Origin of the sequence: Actinomadura verrucosospora (assembly GCF_039540335.1) — a bacterium.
Taxonomy (GTDB): Bacteria; Actinomycetota; Actinomycetes; order Streptosporangiales; family Streptosporangiaceae; genus Spirillospora; species Spirillospora verrucosospora.
The window spans coordinates 134,428-156,053 of record NZ_BAABEV010000015.1; the positions used below are offsets into that span (position 1 = coordinate 134,428).

Below are 21,626 nucleotides of genomic sequence, written 5' to 3' on the forward strand. Positions count from 1 at the left end.
ACCCGCCCGGGACGCCTTCCGCTGGAACAATGGCGGCGTGCGCACAGGGGCCGACGAGGCAGGGCTGGCGGGGTTCCGCCGCTACACCTGGTGGGCGGTGCCGGGCACCAACGTGGCCGTCCTCATCCTCCTCACCGGCGAATGGATCCTGGACGGCGACGTGCCGGTCCAGCCGCGCGCCCTCAGCGCCGCCGCGCTGGCGGTCGAGGTCGCGGCGGTGGTGGCCCTGCTGAACGCGCGGCTGTCGGCCGGTGCGCGGCCCCGCCCGCCCGCGGGCTGGCCGGTCGCCGGAGCGCTGGCCGCGCTCGTGCTCGCCGTCTGCCCCCTGGCCGTGCGCGACTACGGGCTGTGGCCGATCGCGCCCGCGATCATGACGGCGGTCGCCGCGACCTACCTGGACCGCGGCCGCCGGCTCCGGCTGATCGCCGCCGCGGTGCTCGCCGCGGCGCTGCCCGGCGGCGCCGTCAGCCTCCTGAGCGGGGACGGCGAACTGCCGTACGCCGCGCTGTTCCCGCCCGGGGTCACCGCCTTCGTCGCCTGGGCCATGCTCGGCCCCCTGTGGGCCTGGGACATCGCGGGGCGGCTGGACGAGGCGCGCCGCCTGTCGGCCGAACTCGCCGTGAAGGACGAGCGCCTCCGGTTCGCCGCCGACCTGCACGACATCCAGGGCCACCACCTGCAGGTCATCGCCCTGAAGAGCGAGCTGGCCGCCCGGCTCGCCGAGACCGACCCGCCGCGCGCCGCCGCCGAGATGCGCGAGGTCCGGCGGCTGGCCGCCGACGCGCTCGGCGACACCCGCGCCGTGGTGCTCGGCTACCGCCGCACCAGCCTGGACGACGAGATCGCCAACGCCACCCGGATTCTCGCCTCCGCGGGCATCGACGCCCGCACCACCGCGGAGCCCGCCGCCATCGGCGACACCGCCCGCCATCTCCTCGGCCTGGTGATGCGGGAGGCGACCACCAACCTCCTCCGCCACAGCCGGGCGCGCCACGCGTCCGTCGACTACCGCGTCACCGGCGGCGTCGCCCGCCTCCGGGTGGGCAACGACGGCGCGTCCGGCCCCGGCGCCGACCCCGGCACCGGCCTGACCGCCCTCGCCGGCCGGCTGCGGTCCGCGGGCGGCGACCTGACCTGGACCCGCGACGCCGACCGGTTCGAACTCACCGCGTCGCTGCCCGCCGCGAACGGCGACGACCGATGATCCGACTCCTGATCGCCGACGACGAGGACCTCCTCCGCAGCGCCCTGGCCTCCCTGCTCGCGCTGGAGGACGATCTGGAGGTGGTCGCCGAGGCGGCCACCTCCACCGACGCGGTCCGGCTGGCCCGCGAGCACCGCCCGGACGTCGCGGTCCTGGACCTGGAGATGCCGCCCGCCGACGGCCTGCGCGCCGCCGAGGAGATCACGGCCGAGCTGCCGACCCGGATCGTCCTGGTCACCCGGCACGCCCGGCCCGCCGTCCTGCGCCGCGCCCTGGCCGCCGGCGTCCGCGGCTTCGTCCCGAAGACGACCTCCGCGTCCCGGCTCGCCGAGATCATCCGCGACGTCGCCGCCGGCCGCCGCTACGTCGACGCCGACATCGCCGCGGCCGCCCTCACCGAGGACGAGTGCCCCCTCACCGACCGCGAGCTGGAGGTCCTGCGCGCCGCCCGCACCGGAGCCTCGGTCAACGAGATCGCCGCCCAGGTCCACCTGGCCCCCGGCACCGTCCGCAACTACCTCTCCACCGCCATGACCAAGCTCCGGGCCCCCACCCGCCACGCCGCCGCCCACCGAGCCTGGCAGCAGGGCTGGATCTGACCCCGCGCCTACATCCGTGGGCGGGCGCGGGGCCGCCGCTCCGTCCGGAGTCGCAGGTCCAAGACGGGACGCCGGGCTGAGGCCACGGGGCGCCGGGTTCCCTAGCGTCGAACCGGCGGGTCATCCCGTCCTTGCTCTCGAACGAGTGCCGCCGGACGGCGGACGTGATCAGACGGGCGGTCGTCATCGTGGCGGGTCTCAGCAGCGTGTCCCCTGGAGTCAGAAGCGTGTCCACCGCGCTCGCGGCGGTCTCGGTCGCCGGGGCGCTGATGGCGTGCCGTTCGCCGCATGAGCCCGCGCGAGCGCCGCTGACCGTGCGCGTGGATTCCGGAAGCGTGCGGGGCATCGCGAAGGGGAGATCCCGGCAGTTCCTCGGCATCCCCTACGCCGCGCCGCCCACCGGAGCCCGGCGTTGGACGCTGCCGCGCGAGCCGGCTCCGTGGCGCGGCGTAAGGGACGCCGGACGGCCGGGGAAGGACTGCGCGCAGGGCTCGCCGGGGCCCGAGAACCCGTCCGGCGAGGACTGCCTTTACGTCAACGTCACCACTCCGCGCGGACGCCACGGTGCGTTGCCCGTGATGGTGTGGTGGCACGGCGGCGGCTTCACCCAGGGGAGCGGGAAGGACTACGACGCCGTCCGGCTGGCGACCGAGGGCAAGGCCGTCGTCATCACGGTGAACTACCGGCTCGGCATATTCGGCTACCTGGGGCTGCCCGGGCTGAAAGGGTCGGGCGACTTCGGCTTCGCCGACCAGATCGCGGCGCTGCGGTGGGCGCGGCGCAACGCCTCGGCGTTCGGCGGCGACCCGCGCAACATCACCGTCTTCGGCCAGTCGGCGGGGGCGATGTCGGCCTGCGCGCTGCTCACCTCGCCCGCGGCCCGGGGACACTTCGACAAGGCGATCATCTCGTCGGGTGCGTGCGGGCTGCGCTGGCCCGCCGGCGGCCTGTTCCCCGGAGCGCCCGCCGACCGGCCCTACGTCCCCGTCGCCCAGGGCCGGGAGGACGGCCTGGCCGCCGCCCGGGAACTGGAGTGCGCGGGCACGGACGCGCTGGCGTGCCTGCGGGGCAAGACCACCGCCGAACTCCTCCCGCACTCGCCGTCCTTCGCCGACCACCTCGCCTACGGCACCGGACTGCTGCCGCGGGACCCGGCGGCGGCGCTGCGCGCGGGCGCGTTCACCCGCGTACCGGTGATCATCGGCGGCACGCGCGACGAGGCCCGGTCGTTCGTCGCGGGCGCGATCCGGTACGACCCGAAACTGATCACGGCGGAGACCTATCCCCGGCTGCTGGAGGAGGCGTTCGGGCCCGCCGCGGGCAGGGTCGCCGCCCGGTACCCGCTGTCGCGGTACCCGTCCGCCGGGCTGGCCTGGGCGACGGTCCTGACCGACGCGTCCTGGGCGTGCTCGGCACTGGCCGGCGCCCGGGACCTCGCCGCGCGCACGACCGTCTACTCCTACGAGTTCGCCGACGAGAACGCGCCCAACGTCAACGGCCTGCACGTCCCCGACGTCCCGCAGGGCGCCGCCCACGCCACCGACCTGCCCTACCTCTTCGACCTGGGCGGCAGAGACCTGCTGGTGAACCGCGAGCGCAAGGGGCTGGCCCGGACCATGGTCGGCTACTGGAGCGCCTTCGCCCGCTCGGGCGACCCGAACCACCGGGGCGCGCCGCGCTGGCGGCCCGGCACCGCGCCGCTGAGCCTCGCGCCCGGCGCGATCCGCACCGTCGACGCCAGGGCGGAGCACGGCTGCGGGTTCTGGGAGACGGTCGCCCGGTGACCGCGGCGGGGCTCCCGGCAACGGGACGCCGCCGGCGCGGCGCGCTGCGATGATGGGCGGGCCGCCGGCGGCGGGACCCGACCCGGCCGGGGGTCCGGGGCCGCGCCCGGCCGCCCCGAGGGAGCCGCCATGACGATCAAGGTGCTCGTCGCCGACGACCAGGACCTGGTCCGGGCCGGATTCTGCATGATCATCGACGCCCGGGAGGACCTGGAGGTCGTCGGCGAGGCGGGCGACGGCGACCAGGCCGTCCGGGAGGCCGCCCGGCTGCGCCCCGACGTCGTCCTGATGGACGTGCGGATGCCCGGCGCCGACGGCATCGACGCCACCCGGCGGATCACCGCCGCCGCCGACCCTCCCAAGGTCATCATCCTGACCACGTTCGACCTGGACGAGCCGCTCTACGCCGCGCTGCGGGCGGGGGCGAGCGGCTTCCTGCTCAAGGACGTGCGCCCGCCGGAACTGGCCGACGCCGTCCGGGTCGTCGCCAGGGGCGAGGCGCTGCTGGCCCCGACCGTGACGCGCCGGCTCCTCGACCGGTTCGTGGCCGTCCAGCCGGCCGAACCCGTCCGGCCCGCACGGCTGGCCGAGCTGACGGACCGCGAGGTGGAGGTGCTCACGCTGGTCGCCCGGGCCGCCTCCAACGCGGAGATCGCCGGGTATCTGTCCCTCGCCGAGGCGACCGTGAAGACCCACGTCTCGTCGGTCCTGCGCAAGCTCGGCGCCCGCGACCGCGTGCACGCCGTCGTGATGGCCTACGACCTCGGTATCGTCCGGCCCCGCCCCTCAGCCTGAAGTCGCATCCGCAGGACCCCTCGCGCGGCCGAGGCCCCCGCATCCGCGGCGGGCCTAACCTGATCACAGGAAGTAAGAGGACCATCACCAAGGGCGGTGCGCGGATGTTCAGGTCACGACGGGTGCATGAGGACGAAGAGTGGGAGGGCGTCGTCGACGGCAAGTCCCGGAACATGCCGGACGGGTCGAACCTCTACCACTACCTCAAGGTCACCTTCACCGGCGGCGGCAGCAAGAAGATCCGCGTCGACGGCTCCCTCTGGAACTCGGTGAGCGAGGGCGACCGGATCGTCAAGCGCGCCGGATCCGACCCGGCCAAGCAGTAACGGCACCGTCCCCCGCGCCGCCGGGTCTCATTTCAGGGACGCGGAGTGGTCGGGGACGTAGGTCTGCATGTCGCGCGGCGGCCGCTCGTATCCCCTGGGGGGCGGCCGTTCGGGGAGCGCCAGCCGCGGCGGCTCCACCGTGCGGTAGGGGATCGTCGACAGCAGGTGGGCGATCATGTTGATCCGCGCGCGGCGCTTGTCGTCGCTCTCCACGACGTACCAGGGCGCCTCGGGGATGTCGGTGTGCACGAACATCTCGTCCTTGGCGCGGGAGTAGTCCTCCCAGCGGGTGATGGACTCCAGGTCCATCGGCGACAGCTTCCACCGCCGCGTCGGGTCGGCCAGGCGGCTGCGGAAACGGCGCTCCTGCTCGGCGTCGCTCACGGAGAACCAGTACTTGCGCAGCAAGAGCCCGTCCTCGACCAGCAGCCGCTCGAAGATGGGGCACTGGTGGAGGAAGCGCGTGTACTCCTGCTTGGAGCAGAAGCCCATGACGCGCTCGACGCCCGCCCGGTTGTACCAGGAGCGGTCGAACAGGACGATCTCCCCGGCGGCCGGCAGATGCTCGACGTAGCGCTGGAAGTACCACTGGGTGCGCTCGCGGTCGGTCGGGACGGGCAGCGCGGCGATCCGTGCGACGCGGGGATTGAGGTACTCGGTGACCCGCTTGATCGTGCTGCCCTTGCCGGCCGCGTCCCGTCCCTCGAACACCACCACGACGCGGGCGCCCTCGCTGCGCACCCACTCCTGGAGGTTCACCAGTTCCGACTGGAGGCGGGCGAGCTCCGGCTCGTACACGCGCCGGGACAGCCGCTTGTCCTTGCTCATGCAGAGATCTCTACCCAGGGGGACGCCCTGCCCGCCGCGCCGCGCGTCCCTTCTACGGTGCCGCGGGGTCCAGGTAGGGGGCGAGGAGTTCGTGGGCGAGGCGGCGGGCCGCGCGTTCGGCGAGGCCGTCCTCGATCATCCGCGTCAGGGCGTAGACGATCGACTGGACGAGTTCGGCCGTGCGGTCGGGGTCGGAGGCGCCGTGGTCGGCCAGGGCCGCGCGGAGCGGCGTCTGGAGCTCGTCGTGGAGCAGCCGGCTGGAGTTGGCCAGCGTGTCGGTGCGCCCGGTGGCCGCGAGGGCGCGGGCCAGCGCGTGGTCTCCGCGGGCGACGAGGCGGAGGTTGGCGTAGACGTAGGCCAGGATCCGGTCGCCGGGCGTCCTCGCCTTCGCCATCCGCGCCTCGACGTAGGCCGACCAGCGCGGGAAGGTGTCGACGATGAGGGCGTCGAGCAGGTCGTCGCGGGACCTGAAGTAGGCGTACACGCTGGAGCGGGCGAGCCCGGCCCGGCGGGCGACGTCCGCGAGGCCGGGGGCCCGCTCGGGGTCCTCGGACAGCAGGGTGCGGGCGGCGTCGAGCAGGGCCGCCCGCTGCGCGGCCCGGTGCTCCGCCACGGTCGGCGCCTGGATCTTCGGCACGGGCCCCTCCGGTCCGGTCGTCCTCGGCGGGCGGCCCGGCCGGGGCGTCAGGCGAGCGCGGCCAGGCGTCCGTCGATCATCTCGTACACGGTGTCACAGTGTTCGAGGACATCGTGGTCGTGGGTCACCATGATGGCCGCCACGCCGCGCTGCCGCGCCTCGCGGGCGAGCAGGCGGACGATCTCGTGGCTGCGCGCCCGGTCCAGGGCGGCGGTGGGCTCGTCCACGAGCAGCACGCTCGGCCCGGTCACCAGCGCCCGGGCGATGCCGACCCGCTGCCGCTCCCCACCGGAGAGCTGGTGGGGGTGCCGGTCGGCCCGGTCCGCCATTCCCACGTCCTCCAGCAGCGCGAGAGGATCGCGGCCGGAGCGGGCGCGGCGCGGACGGAACCGCAGCGGCAGCCGGAGCTGGTCGACGGCGGTGAGCGCCGGGACCAGGTTGCCCGACTGGAAGACGAACCCGACGTGCTCGCGCCGCAGTCTCGCCCTGGCCCTCGCGCCGGCGGCGGTGATGTCGAGCCCCGCGACCGTGACGGTGCCCCGGTCCGGGCGGGCGAGACCGCCCGCGACCGCGAGCAGGCTCGACTTGCCGGCGCCGGACGGGCCGACGATGGCGGCCAGCTCGCCGGGGCGCACCGCGAGGTCGACGTCGTCGAGCGCCTGGACGGTCTCGAAGCCGTCGCCGTGCCTGAGGCTGACGCCCTCCATAACGAGCCCCGGGCGGTCGTCCGCGCCGGGTTCGCGCGGTCCGGCGTCCGGCGTGGTCTTCCCTGTCATCGGTTGCCTCCAAGCGCGGTGGCGGGGTCGATGGACGCGATCCGGGCGACGGCGGCGCCGGCTCCGGCGAGCCCGAGGAGGACGAGCCCCGCGGCGGCGGCCGTGACGCTCGGGGCGCTGAGCGCGAACGGCATCCCGCCGCCGGTGATGAGCGAGCCGAGGCCGACGCCGATCCCGGCGCCGATCGCGACGGCGGCGACGAGCAGGAGGAACGCCTGGGTGAGCGCGTCGCGCAGCAGCCAGCCTCTCGACGCCCCCATGGCGCGCAGCACGGCGACCTCGTGCTTGCGCTGGATCGCCCAGACGGCGAAGAACGCTCCGACGACCAGGGCGGAGATGGCGTACAGGAACACCTGGATGAGCTGGAGGGTGGAGGTCTCGGCGGAGTAGCCGGGCGAGGCGCCGTAGGAGTCCTCCAGGGTGAGGCTCTCGGTCCCGGCGGCGGCGTCCCCGGCGGCGAGGTCGACCGACGCTCCGGGCTTCGCGCGCACCGCCACGGCGGTGATCTCCCGCGTGGCGTGCGCGGGCACCGGGTCGCCCGGGGCCGCGCCCGCCTTGATCAGCTGCCAGGTCCGCAGCGGCACGTAGCCGACGTCGACATGCCCGAAGGTGTCCTGCCGCGGGGTGGCGCCGACGACGCGGAGCCTCGTCCCGAGGCGGGCGACCGTGATCGTGTCGCCGATGCGAAGGCCGGCGTCCAGGGCCGTGGCGCTGACGACGACGCCGTCCGCGTCCCTCAGGCGCGAGCCCTCGCCGACCTCGGGCGACAGGAACGAGTCCGGCGCCACTCCGAACAGCGCGAGGTCGACGTCCACGCCCCGGTCGCTCTTGGTGTTGACGAGCGTGTTCCCGTAGGGGGCCGCCTGCTGCACGCCCGGACGGCTCCGCCAGGCGTCCACGGCGGACATGTCCACCACGCTCCGGGAGAAGGCCGAGTCGTGCTGGACGTCGCGCTCGAACGCGAAGGAGGTGACCGGCAGGTTCTGCAGGCCCGACACCCCGTCCCTGACCAGCCCCACCGACAGCCCGGACAGCATGACCATGAGAACCGCGATCAGGCCCACGACGGCGCCCATCAGCCCGAACCGGACCTTGGCGAACCGCAGCTCACGAAGCGCGAGGAACATCAGCCCCACCCCCGCGCACTTATCGACATCATGTCGACAAGATAGCAACACAATGTCGCGAACCAGCTCCGGGGTCCCGCTACCGGCGGGACCTGCCGCGGCCGGGTGGGGGGAGGGGGGTGGCCGGGCTCGTGGCGGCGGGGCCGGGGGCCCGGCTGGGGAGCATCAGGGCCGCCACCAGCAGGGGGGCGAGGGCGGACACCGCGCCGCCGAGCGTCATCGCCAGGCGCGGGCCGACCAGCTCGGACAGCCGGCCGATGAGGGGCGCGCCGAGGGGGTTGGTGCCGAGGAAGACCAGCGTGTACAGCGCCATCACCCGGCCGCGCATGGCCGGGGCGACGTCGAGCTGCATGGTGGAGTTGGCGGTGGTGGTGAACGTCAGCACCGCGGCGCCGGTGGGGACGAGCAGCGCCAGGAACAGCCAGTACCACGGCATCAGCGACACCGCCATCTCCAGCACCCCGAACAGCGCCGCCGCGCCGAGCAGCAGCCGGCGGGTCGGGCGCACCCGCCGGGCCGCCACCAGGGCCCCGGCCAGGGAGCCGGCGGCCAGCATCGTGGAGGCCAGCCCGAAGGAGGACGCCCCGGTGTGGAAGACCTCCTTGGCGATCAGCGGGATGGTGACCGCGAAGTTCATCCCGAACGTGGCCACGAGCCCCAGCAGCAGCAGGACCGTGACCAGGTCCCGCCGGGCCCGCACGTACGCCAGGCCCTCCCGCAGCTGCCCCCTGCCCCGGGGCACCGGTTCGGCCGAGCTCAGCTCGCCGGCCCGCATCGCCGCCAGGGAGGCCAGCACGGCGACGTAGGACGCCGCGTTGACCAGGAAGACCGGGCCGGTGCCGATCGCCGCGATCAGCAGGCCCGCCACCGCCGGGCCGAGGACGCGGGCGATGTTGAAGCAGGCGCCGCCCAGCGCGATGGCGTTGGGCAGGTCGGTCCTGCCGACGATCTCCACCACGAAGGTCTGCCGGGCGGGGTTCTCCACGACGGTGGCGATCCCCAGGCCGAGTGCCAGCAGGTACACGTGCCACAGCCGGGCGCTTCCGGTGACGGCCAGCACTCCGAGGACCAGCGCGAGCAGGCCCATCGCCACCTGGGCGAGCGCCAGGACCCGGCGCTTGGAGTAACGGTCGGCGATCACGCCGCCCCACAGCCCGAACAGCAGCATCGGCAGGAACTGCAGGCCGGTGGTGATGCCCAGCGCGGTCCCGTCGCCGTGGCTCAGTTCGAGGATCAGCCAGTCCTGGGCCACCCGCTGCATCCAGGTGCCGGTGTTGGACACCAGCGAACCGGCCGTGAACAGGCGGAAGTTGCGGTTGCGCAGCGAGCGGAACATCGGCGCCGCCAGTATCGGCGCCAGCCGCGACCGGCCTCCGTCCCGGTCGCCGTCCTCCTCGCCGTTCTCGTCTGCAGGGTTCATCGCCTCTAGGTTCACTCATGACGCGGAGCGCCGCCCGAGGCCGCGCCGCGACACGCGGTACTCCCCTCGGGGACAGCTCTGGAACGATGTATCCAGGCGCTACGATCAACGGCGAGCGAAGAAGAACGGCGGGGGGCGGGCACCCCCCGCCGTTCGACTGAGCGGTCACGGTGTTAGGGCACCGTGCCCGTTACTGCATGCCCGGCGGCTTGCGCCGTCAGGCGGTGTCAGGCTCACCCAGGGCCCGCGCCTTCTTGGCGCGGGCCTTCCTGATCTGCTCCCTCGTCTTCTCCTCGACGAAGATGAGGCCGACCGCCAGTGCTCCCAGGCAGACCAGGAGGTACCCGGCGATCGTGTCCTGCGTGAACTTCGGGGGCTTCTGGCCTGCGACCAGAGTCCCCCAGAAGAGGCCCAGCAGCGGCTTGGCCGGCTGCAGCTGAGCGTGTGCGGAGATGGTCAAGCCCCGCTTCCAGGCGGCGCTCGAACACAGCGCGCTGATGGTGGCCAGCGTGCCGACGCCCAGGGCGCCGATCGTGGCCCACGCGCTGTGCTGGCTCACGACCGTCGGGCCGTGCGCGCTCAGGAAGAGCACGAACAGCACCGGAACCGAGACCAGCCCCTTCAGGGCACTGGCCGTCAGCACGGCCTCCTTGCGGGTGCCGGCCTTCAGCTCGGCCTCCTTGACGGCGATGGCCGCCAGCTCGGCCTCCCGGGGAGTGGTCGCCGCCAGCGCGGCCTGCTTGGCGGCGTTGACCGCCTGCTCGGCCTCGTTGGCGAACTCCTCCTCCAGGCGGCCCAGACCGGTGAAGATCCGCGCCATGGCCCAGTACATCATCCCGTTGAGGACGACGCTCAGGATCCCGATGGGCGAGAGCTGCCAGGCCGCCATGCCGTACAGGAGCGTGGCGCCGGTGCCCGAGACGAGCACCCACCCGACTATCTGCCAGTTCTTGCGCCCCGACACCAGGGCCGCGACCATCGGCCCCACCATGAGGGCCAGCACCGCGACCATCGCGTAGGGCATGTGGTGCAGCGCTTCCTGCCCGCTCCAGATGCTGACCGGTGAGGTGCATCCGAAGATGAGCGCCGAGCGCTTCACCCGCCGGTCGACCTGCCGCCACTTGGGGCGGACGACGAGCCAGAGGGCGGTGCACGCCGCGACGTCGGTCAGGAAGGCGGTCACGAAGGCGGGCATGCCCGTCGCTCCCGACTTCAGGAGCAGGACGTTGTTGCCCGTTCCGACGACCATCGCCACCACGGCGACCGTCCACGCGATGGCCGGGCGCCGCCTCTTGGCGGGTCCGGTCACCTCGTTGGTCAGCCACTCGCGGGCGAGCCTCACCCGCCGCGGCACGAAGCCGCAGATGGTGAGGACGAGCGCGAGCGCGCGACCGCGTTCGCGGTTTTCGAGGTTCCTCAAGGGGACCCCCTCCTTTGTGAGCGGTGCTCACGAGGAGGTCCGGGGTCTTCAATCCCGGTCCTCCTCGCTGCACCCGATTGACGGGCGCAACTCGAAGACCGGGATCGGTCCTATTTTGTTGAGTTGCGTAAGGCCGAACGTAACACAAGAGGCCGACCGTGTCGGCTGGTATTCTGGTCGGCGTGCAAGCCCCTCGATTCACGCGGCGGCCTCTTCACCCGTCGGCAGGGGCGCATGGGAGGCGGCGACCCGGCTCTGTGGTTGAGAAACCCTTTGTGAGGCAGGGCCGGGCCGTCGTTTTCCCAGTTCAACTGATGAGTAGGAAAATATCCTTCGAGTTGCGCGGGAATGGGCGCCTCCGGGGAAAGCGCAGATGCGCAACCCGGCCCCCGTGACCGGATTCGGTCGCGGGCCTCTCCCGGATGAATGACGTGGGGGAGTGATGCGGGCACGGCGAGCCGCGCCCGCATCGGGTAATGGAGCGTCAGGGGTTCACTGCGGCCAGTGACGAATGGCTGGCGAACCAGGCGATGGTGTCGGTCAGGCCGGTTCTCAGGCTCACTCGCGGTTCCCAGTCGAGTGCCCGGCGGGCCAGGGCGATGTCGGGGCGCCGCCTGGTGGGGTCCTCGTCGCGGGCGCCGACATGGTGGATCGGCGACGGCGAGTCGCACAGCTCCCGGATGAGCTCGGCGATGGCGACGACCGTCAGCTCGTCGGGATTCCCGACGTTCATCGGCCCCGGATGCCCGGTCAGAGCGGCTTTGACCAGCGCCTGCGCGGTGTCGTCCACATGGCACAGGGAGCGCGTCTGCCGCCCGGTGCCGTGCACGGTGAGGGGCCGGCCGGCCAGCGCCTGACGGATGAAGGTGGGCACGAGCCGGCCGTCCTCCGCCCGCATGCGGCGGCCGTAGGTGTTGAAGATGCGCAGGACCGTGGTGTCGACGTCATAAACGGTCCGGTACGCCTCGCAGGCGGCCTCTCCGAACCGTTTTCCCTCGTCATAGCAGGAGCGCGGCCCCATGGGGTTCACATTGCCGTGGTAGGACTCGGTCTGCGGATGTACGGACGGGTCTCCGTAGACCTCGCTGCTCGACGCGTACACATATCGGGCGCCTTTCGCCCGGGCGAAGTCCAGAGTGTTGAGAGTTCCAAGAGAACCGACACGGAGGGTCTCCACCGGGCGCGCCAGATAGTCGACCGGGCTGGGCAGCGAGGCGAGATGCACCACGGTCCCGATCGCGCCCGTCAGGTCGAGGGGCTCGTTGATGTCGTGTTCGATGAGTGCGAAGCCGGGCCGGTCCGCGAGATGTGCCACGTTGTGGGGTCCACTCGTGGCGAAGTTGTCCACGCAGTACACCCGGCACTCCATGTCCAACAGCAGTTCACACAGATGTGAGCCGATGAAGCCGCTTCCTCCGATTACTGCGACGGACGATAATGAGTTCACCTATGCCACCCTCTACTGAGTGCCGGATCCACGCTGTGCACGGATGAAGTCGATGATCACGTCGATGTCCGGGTCGTAGCCCCTCGCGGTGGCGACGCGGAGCGAGGGGACCGCGAGCGACACCTCCTCGAATCCGCTCGCGGCCCCGCCGCCCGTCCTCCCTCGCCGGGCCAGCGCCGCACGCCGCGCCCCGGGGCCGTCGGGCTGCTCGCGGAGCCGCGCGGCCACGCGCCGGCGCGCCAGCCCGGGATCGATGACGCAGTGCACGAGCCTGATGTCCGCTTCGGTCTTGAGCGAGTCCAGCCCCAGGCGCCATCTCCGGTGCTGGAACGCCGCCTCGGCCACGACCGACACCTTCGCGGACAGCAGCAGATCGACCGTCTGGAAGAAGGCGTCGAAGGCCATGCGCGCGACGGAGTCCTTGGCGGCGACGCCGAGGTCGTGACCGAAGGTGTGGAAGATGCCCTCGTTGATGGCGTCGCGCGACACGAGGGGGCACGGCAGCGCCCGGGCGAGCAGGCCCGCCATGGTCGTCTTGCCCGAGCCGGGAGGCCCGCTCACGATGACGAGGGTCGGACGGTGCGCGCCGCCGGCCGGCGCGGCGGACGTCCCGGCCGGGGCTCCTGCCGGATCCCCGTCCGTGGCGGCGCGGCGGTCACCGTGTCCCACTTCGTCGGCCATTCCTTCGGTCCTCAGCCGAGCGCGCCCGGCGGCGGGCCGGCCTCGTCCGCCCAGGCGACGGGCAGCCCGCGCCGCGGCACGGCGAGGGGCGGCGGCCCTCCCGAGGGCGCGAAGCCCACGCCCAGCCACGTTCCCGCCGTGATCGCGGCGTCGCCGGGGCCGCCCCCGGCCGAGGCCGCGGCGGTCCCGTCGTGCAGGAACCGCAGGTCGGCGCTGACGCCGGCCGCGTCGCGCACCGCGCGCAGGAGCGCGGGAGCACGCGCCGCGAGGCACCCGTAGATCCCCTGCCCGTCGTCGGCGGGCAGCCCGTCCCGCACGAACGAGGCGACGCTGACGACGACGCGGACCCGCTTCGACGCCGGGCCCGCGGCGTCCCGGACCGCCGCGGCCAGCGCGGCGGCCACCGCCGCCTCGACGGCGTCGGCGCCGGGCCGCCGGGGCACGGGCCCGGCGCGCAGGTGGCGCAGGCGCCGCAGGGTGCCGTCGTGCCGCTCGGCGACCGCGGTCCTGATGCGGGTGTGCCCGAGGTCGGCCACCACCGCGGCCTCGGCGCCGGAGCCCGCGGGCACGTGCCGGGCCGCGCCGATGAGCGGGGCGAGCTCCGGCCGGGGCGACACGGCCACGGGGCACGGGTGCGGTGCGAGACCGGCCGTCGCCCGCGCCCCCTCCAGGACGAGCGGTCCGCACCCGCCCGCCAGCAGACCGCCCCCGAACCACACGCGCTCGACGGCCGTCCACCGGGCGAGGAAGGCCCGGCGGTGCGGCGTGCTCCCCTGGCGTTCGGGGGTGGCGGGATCGCGCAGTGTCGCGACCAGCGCACCGAGGCGCATCCCGAAGGCGTGCAGGACGGCGGCGGCCGAGCGCGCCGCCTCCGCGTCGGACGACGCCGCGGCGCGGGCGAGATCGTCGGCCAGGCGGTCCCTCCGCAGGCCCGGCAGGCCGAGGTCGGCGGCCAGGGCGTGCAGAGCGTCCCGGGAGCACGCGTCCTGCGCGAGCCGTCCTTCGACGCCGATCGACCCGGCGGGCCCGAGGACCACGTGGTTCAGGGACGCGTCGCCGGTGAGCTCCCGGGGGCGGTCGAACGTCTCGGTCACGATGCTCTCCGGGGGTCGCCTGCGCTCGTCGCGCGCCGGGCCGTCACGCGCGCCGCGGCCGGGGCTATCGTCGCGGCGTGACGCCTTCGCCCCCGCCTCCGGTCCGCCCGGCCGCGCGTCCGAGACTGATCGCGACCGACCTCGACGGCACGCTGCTGGGGGAGGGCGGCGCCGTCAGCGCCCGCAACGCCGCCGCACTGCGCCGGGCGGCGGGCGCCGGCGCCCGGGTGGTGCTGGTGACCGGGCGGTCGCAGCACCGGCTCGCGGAGGTCTACTCCCAGCTCGGCGCGCGGTACCTGGCGGTCTGCGCCAACGGCGGCGTGGTGTACGACCCGGCGGCGGAGCGGGTGCTCGCCTGCCGGCCGATGGCTCCCGCGCACGTCCGGCGGGTGTGCGCGCTGCTCCGCGAGCGGGTGCCCGAGGTGGTCTTCGCCGCGCACGTGGAGTGCGGCGGCCGGGTTCTGCACGAGCCCGGCTGGCCCCGGAGACGCGGGGCCGCGGCCGCCCCCGCGCCGGCCGTGCCGCCCGACCTGACCGGCGGGCCGGTGGTGAAGCTGCAGGCGCGCGCTCCCGGGCGCGAGCCGGAGTCGTTCGTGGCGCTGGTGGCCGCGACCGTCGGTGATCTGGTCGAGGTGACCCGGCAGGGATACCTCGGCCTGGTCGAGATGAGCCGGCGGGGGGTGACGAAGGGCAGCGCCCTCGCCGCCGTCGCCGGTGAGCTGGCGGTTCCGGCGGAAGACGTCCTGGTGTTCGGCGACATGCCCAACGACGTTCCGATGATGCGGTGGGCCGGGCGGTCGGTCGCCGTGGCCAACGCGCACGCGGAGGTCCTGGCCGCGGCCACGGACGTGACGCTCGCCAACGTCCAGGACGGGGTCGGCGTCTACCTGGAACGCCTGCTGGACGGGCACGCCTGACCGGCGCGGGGGCGCCGGAGGCCGTTCCCGGCGGTCGCGGCCGCCGGGGCCGCGCCCGGGGCGGCCACGTCGCGACCGCCTACTGCTCAAGGCCGAACGCCGCGGAGACTCGCCGGACGAGGTCGTCCTCGGTGACCTCGGGGTCGACCCTGAGGCCCGTCAGGTCCAGGTCCCGGGTCTGCTCGGCGAGCCGGTCGGTGAACATGGCGTCGCGCTGGAGCAGGTTCCGCAGGGCGTGCCGCGGATCGCCCGTCTTGGCGACGAACCCCCACGCCGGGCCGCCGCGGCCGTCGAACACCGCCTCGCGGAACGCGGGGGTGGGAAGCAGCCACACGGCGTGGCTCATCTCGGTGAGCAGGGGCCGGACGAGGTCGGGCAGCAGCCGGAAGCCCTCGGCCAGCACCGGGCGGTCGGCGGGAAGGGCGAGAAGGTCGTCGACGATCAGGCCGAACCCCTCGCCCCGGTACCAGTGGAAGGTGTCGAGCATCTCGCGCGGGCTCCTGGCCACCCACCGCTGGTCCATGTCCATGGCCGCGAACTCGCGCAGGTAGGGGGCCTCCTCCGCGGGCATGCGCCGGGCGTGGTCGGGCATCACCGCGTCGGTGTCGTACAGGTGCATCCCGTACCGGTCCGCGATGCGCCGGGCGATGGTGGACTTGCCCGCCCCGCTGCCGCCGCCGATCCAGTAGACGTGCCGCAACCGCTCCCGCGCGACGTCGGGGTGCGTCCCTTCGTTCAGGGCAGAGTGCATTCGTCGGCTCCTCGCGAGTGCCTATCGGCTTGAGGTCTCACCGCTGCTGCGGCGGTCGGCGGTCTGGTAGAGGTCAGCGTACTGACGGGCTATCCGGCTCCAGGCGTACTCGCCGACGCGCGCGTCGGCGGCCGGGCGCAGCTCACCGTGCAGAGCCGCGGCCATGTGCTCCTGGAAGCCCGCGACGTCGTACGGGGACACGGAGGGGACGTCGGGGAAGTCGTTCAGGATCTCCGGCACCTGGTCGGTGACGACCAGAGGGCAGCCGCAGGCGATGGCCTCCAGGGCGACCATGCAGAACGTCTCCAGCAGGTTCGACGGCACGACGGTGACGTCGGCGGCCTGGTAGTACGCGGGCAGCTGCTGGTGGGGGACGAAGGAGTGGAACGACACCGACGCGTCGATGCCGAGCTCCGTGGCGGCGCGTTGCAGGTCCTGCCGGAAGGGGCCGTCGCCGACGACGAGCAGCCTGCCGTTCTCGACCTTCCCGCTGATGCCCGCGAACGCCGACAGCACGGTCTCGACGTTCTTGTCGGCGGCGAGGCGGCCCACATAGAGCACGATCTTGGCGTCGGCGGGCAGGCCCAGCTCGGCGCGTGCGCGGTCGCGGTCGCCCTTGGCGAAGTGCTCCAGATCGATGCCCGGCGGGATGACGGCGGAAGGCGGCAGGCCCGCGTCCGTCAGCGCCCGGGCCTGCGCCTGGCCGATGGCCACGATCCTGGCTCCGGCGCGGATCCGGCTGATGCGCCGGGCCAGCAGCTCGTCCGCGCGCGCGTCGGTTCCGGTGGGCAGCCACCGGCCGACCCGTCCCCAGTGGGTGACGACGATCGGGCCGTCGGCCCGGTCGAGCAGCGCCTCGGCGTCTTCGAGGCCCTGGACGTGGATCACGTCCGCGCCGGCGAACTCCGGCAGCGCCGTGACCGCGGCCAGCCACCGGCGCCGCCGCAGGCGGCGGCCGATCGCGCGCACCCCTCCCGGAGCGGCCGCGATGGCGGTGTCGAGCCAGGTCGGCCAGCGCAGGTAGTGCGGATCGAGGTCGTCGAGGCCCGCGAAGTAGGCCATCCGCGGCCCGCCGACGAACAGGCTCACCTCGGTTCCGAGGGACGGCAGCGCCCGGGCGATCTGGATCATGCCGATCTGACCGCCGGGCACGCCGGACCGGCCGGGGACCCCGCTCTGGCTCCTCATGATCATCAAGGTCTTCACGAAGTCCCCCGCTCACCCGTCCCGGCCGCCGCCGGCGCGCGTCCGGCCGCGTCGCGGGAGAGGACGCCGGCGGGCACGGCCGACATCCGGTAGATGGACACCCGGCCGCGCTCGGCCCCGTACACCTCGACGGGCAGGGACATCTCCCAGCCGACCCGTCCGTCGTCCGTCACCTCGAAGGCGGCGCCGGCGGTGGAGTTCGTGACCAGGACGCCGCCGCCCGGCAGCGGCTCGGCGCCGCCGGCGAGCGGGCAGAAGAACGACTCCGGCGGGGAGGCCGTCCAGCTCCACTCGATGCCGCCGGTGGCCGGGTCCACCGCGACCAGGCGCGAGCGCCGTCTCTCCACGCCGTTGTCGAAGACGAGGATCCGGCCGTCCGGGAGCAGGGTGGGCTGGTGCGGCCTCGACAGTTCGCCGGGCCCCCACCACCAGACCACCCGCTCGTCGGCGAGGCTGATCACCGCTATGGCGTCGAGTTCCCGCATGCAGACCAGCAGGTCGCCCTGCGACCAGAGGCCGGCCGGATGGGGTGGCAGCACTTCGAGGGTGTTGGTGTGCAGGACGTCGCACGGGGACCCGGGCAGGGCGCGCAGGAGCCGCAGGGCGCGGCGCCGCTCTCCCGCGTGGCCTCCCGTCCGCAGGATCGCGCGGGTCTCGGCGGCCACCGCGTCCGGGACGCCGTCGTCGGGGACGGGCCACCCGCGCCTCCGGAACGCGGCGGCGCGCCGCCGGATCTCCGTGTCGATCAGCCGCCGCAGGCCGGGGTCCGTCCGCAGGAGGTCGTACAGCGACGCCTCCCTCGTGACGGCGCCGTCGGCGGAGATCGTCGTGATCAGGTTGTCGAGCACGACGTGGCCGGTCCGGCCGTCGTCCACCCGGCGGGGGGCCTCGCCGAGCACGAGGACGGTGCCGTCGGCGTTGATCGCGAGATCGTGGTGCGCGGCCACGTCGCACGCCCATTCCAGCCGCGAGTCGCGGGTGAGCTTCAGCAGCGCGTGCAGCGGCACGATCGCGAAGAGGCGGCCCGCCTCGTCCATCTCGACGTGGTTCCAGCCGCGCAGGTAGCTGGGCGGGTCGTCCTCCGGGCGGGGCTGGCCGTGGGTGTGGCTCCAGGTGTGCAGGATCGTCCCGTCGCGGTCGACGACGTACGCCGTCGGGACGGGATAGCTCGACGCCGGCGAGAACAGCAGGCCGCGCGGCTCGTCGGACCGCGGGCTCACGCGATCGCCTCCGGCCCCACCGGCGCGGCCGCGGTGAAGAACCGGGCGATGTGGGCGTCGTCGGGCGGCAGCCCCCGGGTGATCCGCTCGTGCAGGTAGCCGAGGATCTCGTCGAACAGCAGGTTCGGCATGCGCCTGCGGCGCGCGATGAGGTCGTCGCGGTACCGCTCCAGCGCCACCAGCCAGGCGCGGTACCCCTCCACGACCGGGTCCGCCACCGGCCACTTGGCGTTGATGTAGTCGCGGGCCAGGGCGAACTTCGACGGCGAGATCAGCTGGGCTCCGGACACCACCCCGCTGGTGTCGGGGATCTGGTGGTACACGGAGGTGATCTCGTCGACGAACGCGACGCGGTAGTCCAGCTCCGCGGTCAGCGCGATCCACAGGTCCCAGTCCTCGCAGACGTCCAGCCGCGGATCGAACCGGACGTCGGTGCGCCGGAAGTTGCGCACGATGACCGAGCCGGTGTGCAGGTAGTTCGCCACCATCAGGAACCGGGGGTCGTAGGGGTAGGCCTTGAGCCGGTACCCGCCGAGGTCGTCCGGGAGGGCGTCCAGCCGCCGCTCGGACACGACGGCGCCCGAGTAGACGAAGTCCGCCTCGCCGCGCCGCAGCGGTTCGCAGCCGGCGGCCAGGTGCGAGGGCAGGAAGACGTCGTCGTCGTCGAGGAACGCGATGTACTCGCCCTGGGCGGCGTCGATGGCGACGTTGCGCGGCACGGACGCCCCGCCCGAGCACCGGTCGAGCTCGATCAGCGTGACGCGCAGCCGCGGCTTCCAGGCGTCGACGAGGTCGCCGACGGACCGGCCGCCGTCGTTGACGACGATCGCCTCGACCGCGTCCCGGTCGTCGGAGAGCCTCCGGGCGGCCGTCATGACGCTGTCCAGCGCCGCGTCCAGTGCGGCGGCCCGGTTCAGGGTGGGGATGATGACGCTGACCAGCGGCTGGGAGCGGGGTGTGCGCGGGTCAGCCGGCATGTCCGCCTCCCGTGGCCGTCCTCGTGTACCAGCGGTCGCCGACGACCATGTCGTCGATGCCGCGGTCCTCGCAGTAGGCGGCGAGGTCCGACATCCGGTTGATGAACCCTCGCCGCAGGTGGTTGAGCGAGGTGTTGCACAGCACGCCCAGCCCGGTGCGGTCGGCGAACGCGCTCAGCAGGCCGTGCAGCGGCGGGTTGCCCGCCGCGGTGACGCTCTGGGCGCGGGCCGAGCCGTCGACGTGGGTCACCGCCGCCAGCCGCGGCGACCGGACGCGCCGGAAGTACAGCATGTACGGGTCGGGGAAGTCCTCGACGAAGGCGTCCGCGAGGTCCTCCTCACGGCAGCACGGCGCGATCGGCCGGTACGGCTCCCGCTGCTTGATCTGGTTGAGCCGGTCCCGGGTCGCCGCCGAGTAGGGCTCGGCCAGCAGCGACCGGTTGCCCAGCGCGCGCGGACCGACCTCCCAGCGTCCCTGCACCCAGGCGACGATCCGGCCCGACGCGAGCGCCGCCGCGAGGGCGCGGTCGTCGAGGGGCCCCTCGTGCCACCGTCCCGGATCGGGGCGGGTGTCGTCGACGAAGTCGAGCCCGGCGTACACCGACCAGTCGATCGGCGTGGTGCGGCCGCGGTGGGCCAGCGCGTCGATCGCGGTCCCGATCGCCGACCCGGAGTCGCTGGTGCACGGCGGAACGAACACCGAGCTGAAATGCCCGAGATCGCGCCACGCCGCGTTCCAGTCGCAGTTGAGCCCGCAGCCGCCCGAGATCCGCAACGGCGTGCCGGCCGGCAGCTCGCGGACCGCGACCTCGGCGAACATGTCGAAGATCCGCTTGGTCAGCAGGGCCGCGGCCGTCTTGGCGGCCTTCGACTGGACGCCGGCGTTGTAGAGCACGGTGTCGGCGAAGTCGGCCTTCGGCGCCGGGTTGACGGCCGGTGCGGCCAGGATGCGGTCGACGGCGGACTCGATGTCGGCGTCGGCGTCCTTCGCGTCGGCGTACGCCGCCAGCGCCATCAGCTTGCCGCTGCCGTCCGTGCGGGGCGTCTGCCCGTGGTCGGGGAACGTCGGGTCGGCCAGCGAGAAGAGGAACGCGTAGCGGTCGCCCGGGTGGGGCAGCACCGGCACGGTGCGCACGACCTGCCAGTCCCGGTCGACCAGGTAGAACGAACCGATGACGCCTTCCCACACCAGGACGGTGCTCAGCTCCTCGTCCCCCGGCGGCGCCATGCCGACGGCGGTCATGAGGTGCGAGCGCTCATGGGACGAGGTGAAGTACTCGACCTCGGAGCCGAAGAAGCGGATCCGGCTGCGCCGCACCGCCGAGACGCCCGAGTAGCCGGCGCCGATCACTCCGCCCGTGCGCGGTTTGGCCCAGCCGCCGAGCGCCACCACGTCCGGCATGCGGTCCAGCCGCTGCGCGGCCTCCAGCAGCGTCGTGGGGGTCAGCGGCGCGTACCGGGGGAACGTGTCCTTCTCCGACTCCAGGCACCACAGCAGCCGGCCGTCCTCGACTACGGCGATGGATCCGTCATGGCCCGGTTTGATCGCCATGATCAGCATTACGGGTGGACCTCCTGCGGGGATTCGCCGAGCTCGCGGGTGACCGCGGCGACAAGGTTGGTGACGATCTCGGTCATCAGCCGTGCGCCGATGGCGGGGCTCGCCGCCGCCGCCCGGTAGACCACGCCGGTCTTGGTCCGCAGATCCTGCGGCACGGGGAGGACGAAGTAGCGCGCCCGGCGCGGGATCTCGTCGTCGGCCAGCAGCTCCTCGCGGACCAGGTGCGGCGCCGCGTGCATCACCAGGCTCGTCTCCACCATGGCCGCGTGGTGGTCGTCGTGGCGGGCGACGCCTGTCTCGGCCGCGATGGCGTTGCGGCTCTCCTCGGTCACCACGTCCCACCAGGTGACGGCCATGATCCGGGCCTGCGGCGCGGTGTCGGCGAACAGCTCGGCCGCCTCCCTGAGCGCGCCCAGGTTGACCTTGTGCGAGTCGAGCAGCACGAACCTGCGGGCGCCGTGCCGGTAGGAGGCGCGCAGGATGTCCAGCACCAGAGCGGTGAAGGTCGCGGCCCGCACGTTGGTCACGCCGGGGAACCGGCCGCCGCTGGCCGCGGGATCGGTGGCCAGGCCGTAGGTCACGGGCGGCAGGACCAGGACGCCGAGCCGCTCCTCCAGCTGCCGGGCGAGGTGGTCGGAGATGATCGTGTCGGCGGAGAGCGGCAGGTGGGGGCCGTGGCCGTCGATCGAACCGATCGGCAGGACGACGATCCGCCGTCCGATCTGGTCGTCGTACTCCTGCCAGGTCATGTCCGCTATGCGCATCAGTGCGTCTCCTCTGTGGAGGGCCCGGCCGGCGCCGCGTGCGTGAGCGCGCCGGGCGCGCCGCCGCCGCGGGTCCGGTCGGCGACCACGCG

At 73.7% G+C, this 21,626-nt stretch carries 21 protein-coding genes; 6 read left to right on the top strand and 15 right to left on the bottom strand.

The window, feature by feature from the left end:
• Nucleotides 1-37 precede the first annotated feature (37 nt).
• From ABD944_RS18645 to ABD944_RS18665, 5 genes are all read left to right on the top strand, one after another.
• Nucleotides 38-1,204 (top strand): sensor histidine kinase, encoded by a 1,167-nt coding sequence (locus ABD944_RS18645; protein WP_345178138.1) that lies wholly within the window; start codon nt 38-40, stop codon nt 1,202-1,204.
• Nucleotides 1,201-1,803: a response regulator transcription factor gene (locus ABD944_RS18650; RefSeq protein WP_345178140.1), complete on the top strand. Its 603-nt coding sequence runs from the start codon at nt 1,201-1,203 to the stop codon at nt 1,801-1,803. Before ABD944_RS18645 ends, ABD944_RS18650 begins: the two co-directional genes overlap by 4 nt.
• A 227-nt stretch (nt 1,804-2,030) precedes the next feature.
• Nucleotides 2,031-3,587 (top strand): carboxylesterase/lipase family protein, encoded by a 1,557-nt coding sequence (locus ABD944_RS18655; RefSeq protein WP_345178142.1) that lies wholly within the window; start codon nt 2,031-2,033, stop codon nt 3,585-3,587.
• Between the two features lie 129 nt (nt 3,588-3,716).
• Nucleotides 3,717-4,382 carry a response regulator gene (locus ABD944_RS18660; RefSeq protein ID WP_345178144.1) on the top strand — a complete coding sequence of 222 codons (666 nt, stop codon included), beginning with the start codon at nt 3,717-3,719 and terminating at the stop codon, nt 4,380-4,382.
• Between the two features lie 122 nt (nt 4,383-4,504).
• Entirely contained in the window at nt 4,505-4,708 is a 204-nt protein-coding gene (locus tag ABD944_RS18665) for a DUF7489 domain-containing protein (protein ID WP_345178146.1), read from the top strand.
• A gap of 27 nt (nt 4,709-4,735) precedes the next feature.
• Here the strand turns inward: ABD944_RS18665 and ppk2 are convergent, their stop codons facing one another.
• The 9 genes from ppk2 to ABD944_RS18710 all read right to left on the bottom strand — a co-directional run bounded on the left by ppk2 (nt 4,736) and on the right by ABD944_RS18710 (nt 14,138).
• On the bottom strand, nt 4,736-5,536 hold the full coding sequence (ppk2, locus tag ABD944_RS18670; protein ID WP_345178149.1) for a polyphosphate kinase 2: 801 nt from the start codon (nt 5,534-5,536) through the stop codon (nt 4,736-4,738).
• 52 nt (nt 5,537-5,588) lie between these two features.
• Complete coding sequence (locus ABD944_RS18675; RefSeq protein WP_345178150.1) at nt 5,589-6,173, bottom strand: TetR/AcrR family transcriptional regulator; 585 nt, start codon at nt 6,171-6,173, stop codon at nt 5,589-5,591.
• A 47-nt stretch (nt 6,174-6,220) separates the two neighbouring features.
• Nucleotides 6,221-6,949 (bottom strand): ABC transporter ATP-binding protein, encoded by a 729-nt coding sequence (locus ABD944_RS18680; RefSeq protein ID WP_345178153.1) that lies wholly within the window; start codon nt 6,947-6,949, stop codon nt 6,221-6,223.
• Nucleotides 6,946-8,076: an ABC transporter permease gene (locus ABD944_RS18685; RefSeq protein WP_345178154.1), complete on the bottom strand. Its 1,131-nt coding sequence runs from the start codon at nt 8,074-8,076 to the stop codon at nt 6,946-6,948. Before ABD944_RS18685 ends, ABD944_RS18680 begins: the two co-directional genes overlap by 4 nt.
• 79 nt (nt 8,077-8,155) lie before the next feature.
• A complete protein-coding gene (locus tag ABD944_RS18690; protein ID WP_345178156.1) occupies nt 8,156-9,496 on the bottom strand; it encodes an MFS transporter in 1,341 nt (446 codons plus the stop codon).
• Between the two features lie 217 nt (nt 9,497-9,713).
• Nucleotides 9,714-10,916: a DMT family transporter gene (locus ABD944_RS18695; protein ID WP_345178159.1), complete on the bottom strand. Its 1,203-nt coding sequence runs from the start codon at nt 10,914-10,916 to the stop codon at nt 9,714-9,716.
• Between the two features lie 484 nt (nt 10,917-11,400).
• The gene (locus ABD944_RS18700) at nt 11,401-12,363 is read right to left on the bottom strand and encodes an NAD-dependent epimerase/dehydratase family protein (protein WP_345178160.1); all 963 of its coding nucleotides are present in this window, start codon (nt 12,361-12,363) and stop codon (nt 11,401-11,403) included.
• A gap of 12 nt (nt 12,364-12,375) precedes the next feature.
• The gene (locus tag ABD944_RS18705; protein ID WP_345178162.1) at nt 12,376-13,044 is read right to left on the bottom strand and encodes an AAA family ATPase; all 669 of its coding nucleotides are present in this window, start codon (nt 13,042-13,044) and stop codon (nt 12,376-12,378) included.
• Between the two features lie 11 nt (nt 13,045-13,055).
• Nucleotides 13,056-14,138, bottom strand: coding sequence for a hypothetical protein (locus ABD944_RS18710; protein ID WP_345178163.1), 1,083 nt, complete (start codon nt 14,136-14,138; stop codon nt 13,056-13,058).
• A 77-nt stretch (nt 14,139-14,215) separates the two neighbouring features.
• On the opposite strand from ABD944_RS18710, the gene ABD944_RS18715 reads away from it, so the two are divergent.
• Entirely contained in the window at nt 14,216-15,055 is an 840-nt protein-coding gene (locus tag ABD944_RS18715) for an HAD family hydrolase (protein ID WP_345178165.1), read from the top strand.
• Nucleotides 15,056-15,134: 79 nt separating this feature from the next.
• Here ABD944_RS18715 and ABD944_RS18720 read toward each other — a convergent pair whose 3' ends face one another.
• Genes ABD944_RS18720 through ABD944_RS18745 form a run of 6 tightly spaced genes read right to left on the bottom strand, consistent with a single transcriptional unit; the run spans nt 15,135 to nt 21,534 of the window.
• Nucleotides 15,135-15,806: a shikimate kinase gene (locus ABD944_RS18720; protein ID WP_345178167.1), complete on the bottom strand. Its 672-nt coding sequence runs from the start codon at nt 15,804-15,806 to the stop codon at nt 15,135-15,137.
• Nucleotides 15,807-15,827: 21 nt separating this feature from the next.
• Nucleotides 15,828-16,994 carry a glycosyltransferase family 4 protein gene (locus tag ABD944_RS18725; protein ID WP_345178168.1) on the bottom strand — a complete coding sequence of 389 codons (1,167 nt, stop codon included), beginning with the start codon at nt 16,992-16,994 and terminating at the stop codon, nt 15,828-15,830.
• A gap of 14 nt (nt 16,995-17,008) precedes the next feature.
• The gene (locus ABD944_RS18730; RefSeq protein WP_345178170.1) at nt 17,009-18,232 is read right to left on the bottom strand and encodes an arylsulfotransferase family protein; all 1,224 of its coding nucleotides are present in this window, start codon (nt 18,230-18,232) and stop codon (nt 17,009-17,011) included.
• Nucleotides 18,229-19,209 carry a glycosyltransferase family 2 protein gene (locus ABD944_RS18735; protein WP_345178171.1) on the bottom strand — a complete coding sequence of 327 codons (981 nt, stop codon included), beginning with the start codon at nt 19,207-19,209 and terminating at the stop codon, nt 18,229-18,231. Before ABD944_RS18735 ends, ABD944_RS18730 begins: the two co-directional genes overlap by 4 nt.
• Complete coding sequence (locus ABD944_RS18740; RefSeq protein ID WP_345178173.1) at nt 19,199-20,761, bottom strand: carbamoyltransferase C-terminal domain-containing protein; 1,563 nt, start codon at nt 20,759-20,761, stop codon at nt 19,199-19,201. The genes ABD944_RS18735 and ABD944_RS18740 overlap by 11 nt, the downstream gene beginning before the upstream one ends.
• An 8-nt stretch (nt 20,762-20,769) precedes the next feature.
• Nucleotides 20,770-21,534, bottom strand: coding sequence for a creatininase family protein (locus tag ABD944_RS18745; RefSeq protein ID WP_345178174.1), 765 nt, complete (start codon nt 21,532-21,534; stop codon nt 20,770-20,772).
• Between the last annotated feature and the right edge of the window lie 92 nt (nt 21,535-21,626).

What these genes read in the sequence shown, in the direction of transcription:
- ppk2 (WP_345178149.1), bottom strand. Translation starts at nt 5,536, where the DNA reads ATGAGCAAGGACAAGCGGCTGTCCCGGCGCGTGTACGAGCCGGAGCTC.
- ABD944_RS18745 (WP_345178174.1), bottom strand. Translation starts at nt 21,534, where the DNA reads ATGCGCATAGCGGACATGACCTGGCAGGAGTACGACGACCAGATCGGA.
- ABD944_RS18660 (WP_345178144.1), top strand. Translation starts at nt 3,717, where the DNA reads ATGACGATCAAGGTGCTCGTCGCCGACGACCAGGACCTGGTCCGGGCC.
- ABD944_RS18650 (WP_345178140.1), top strand. Translation starts at nt 1,201, where the DNA reads ATGATCCGACTCCTGATCGCCGACGACGAGGACCTCCTCCGCAGCGCC.
- ABD944_RS18705 (WP_345178162.1), bottom strand. Translation starts at nt 13,044, where the DNA reads ATGGCCGACGAAGTGGGACACGGTGACCGCCGCGCCGCCACGGACGGG.
- ABD944_RS18720 (WP_345178167.1), bottom strand. Translation starts at nt 15,806, where the DNA reads ATGCACTCTGCCCTGAACGAAGGGACGCACCCCGACGTCGCGCGGGAG.
- ABD944_RS18680 (WP_345178153.1), bottom strand. Translation starts at nt 6,949, where the DNA reads ATGACAGGGAAGACCACGCCGGACGCCGGACCGCGCGAACCCGGCGCG.
- ABD944_RS18690 (WP_345178156.1), bottom strand. Translation starts at nt 9,496, where the DNA reads ATGAACCCTGCAGACGAGAACGGCGAGGAGGACGGCGACCGGGACGGA.
- ABD944_RS18725 (WP_345178168.1), bottom strand. Translation starts at nt 16,994, where the DNA reads ATGAGGAGCCAGAGCGGGGTCCCCGGCCGGTCCGGCGTGCCCGGCGGT.
- ABD944_RS18685 (WP_345178154.1), bottom strand. Translation starts at nt 8,076, where the DNA reads ATGTTCCTCGCGCTTCGTGAGCTGCGGTTCGCCAAGGTCCGGTTCGGG.
- ABD944_RS18735 (WP_345178171.1), bottom strand. Translation starts at nt 19,209, where the DNA reads ATGCCGGCTGACCCGCGCACACCCCGCTCCCAGCCGCTGGTCAGCGTC.
- ABD944_RS18740 (WP_345178173.1), bottom strand. Translation starts at nt 20,761, where the DNA reads ATGGCGATCAAACCGGGCCATGACGGATCCATCGCCGTAGTCGAGGAC.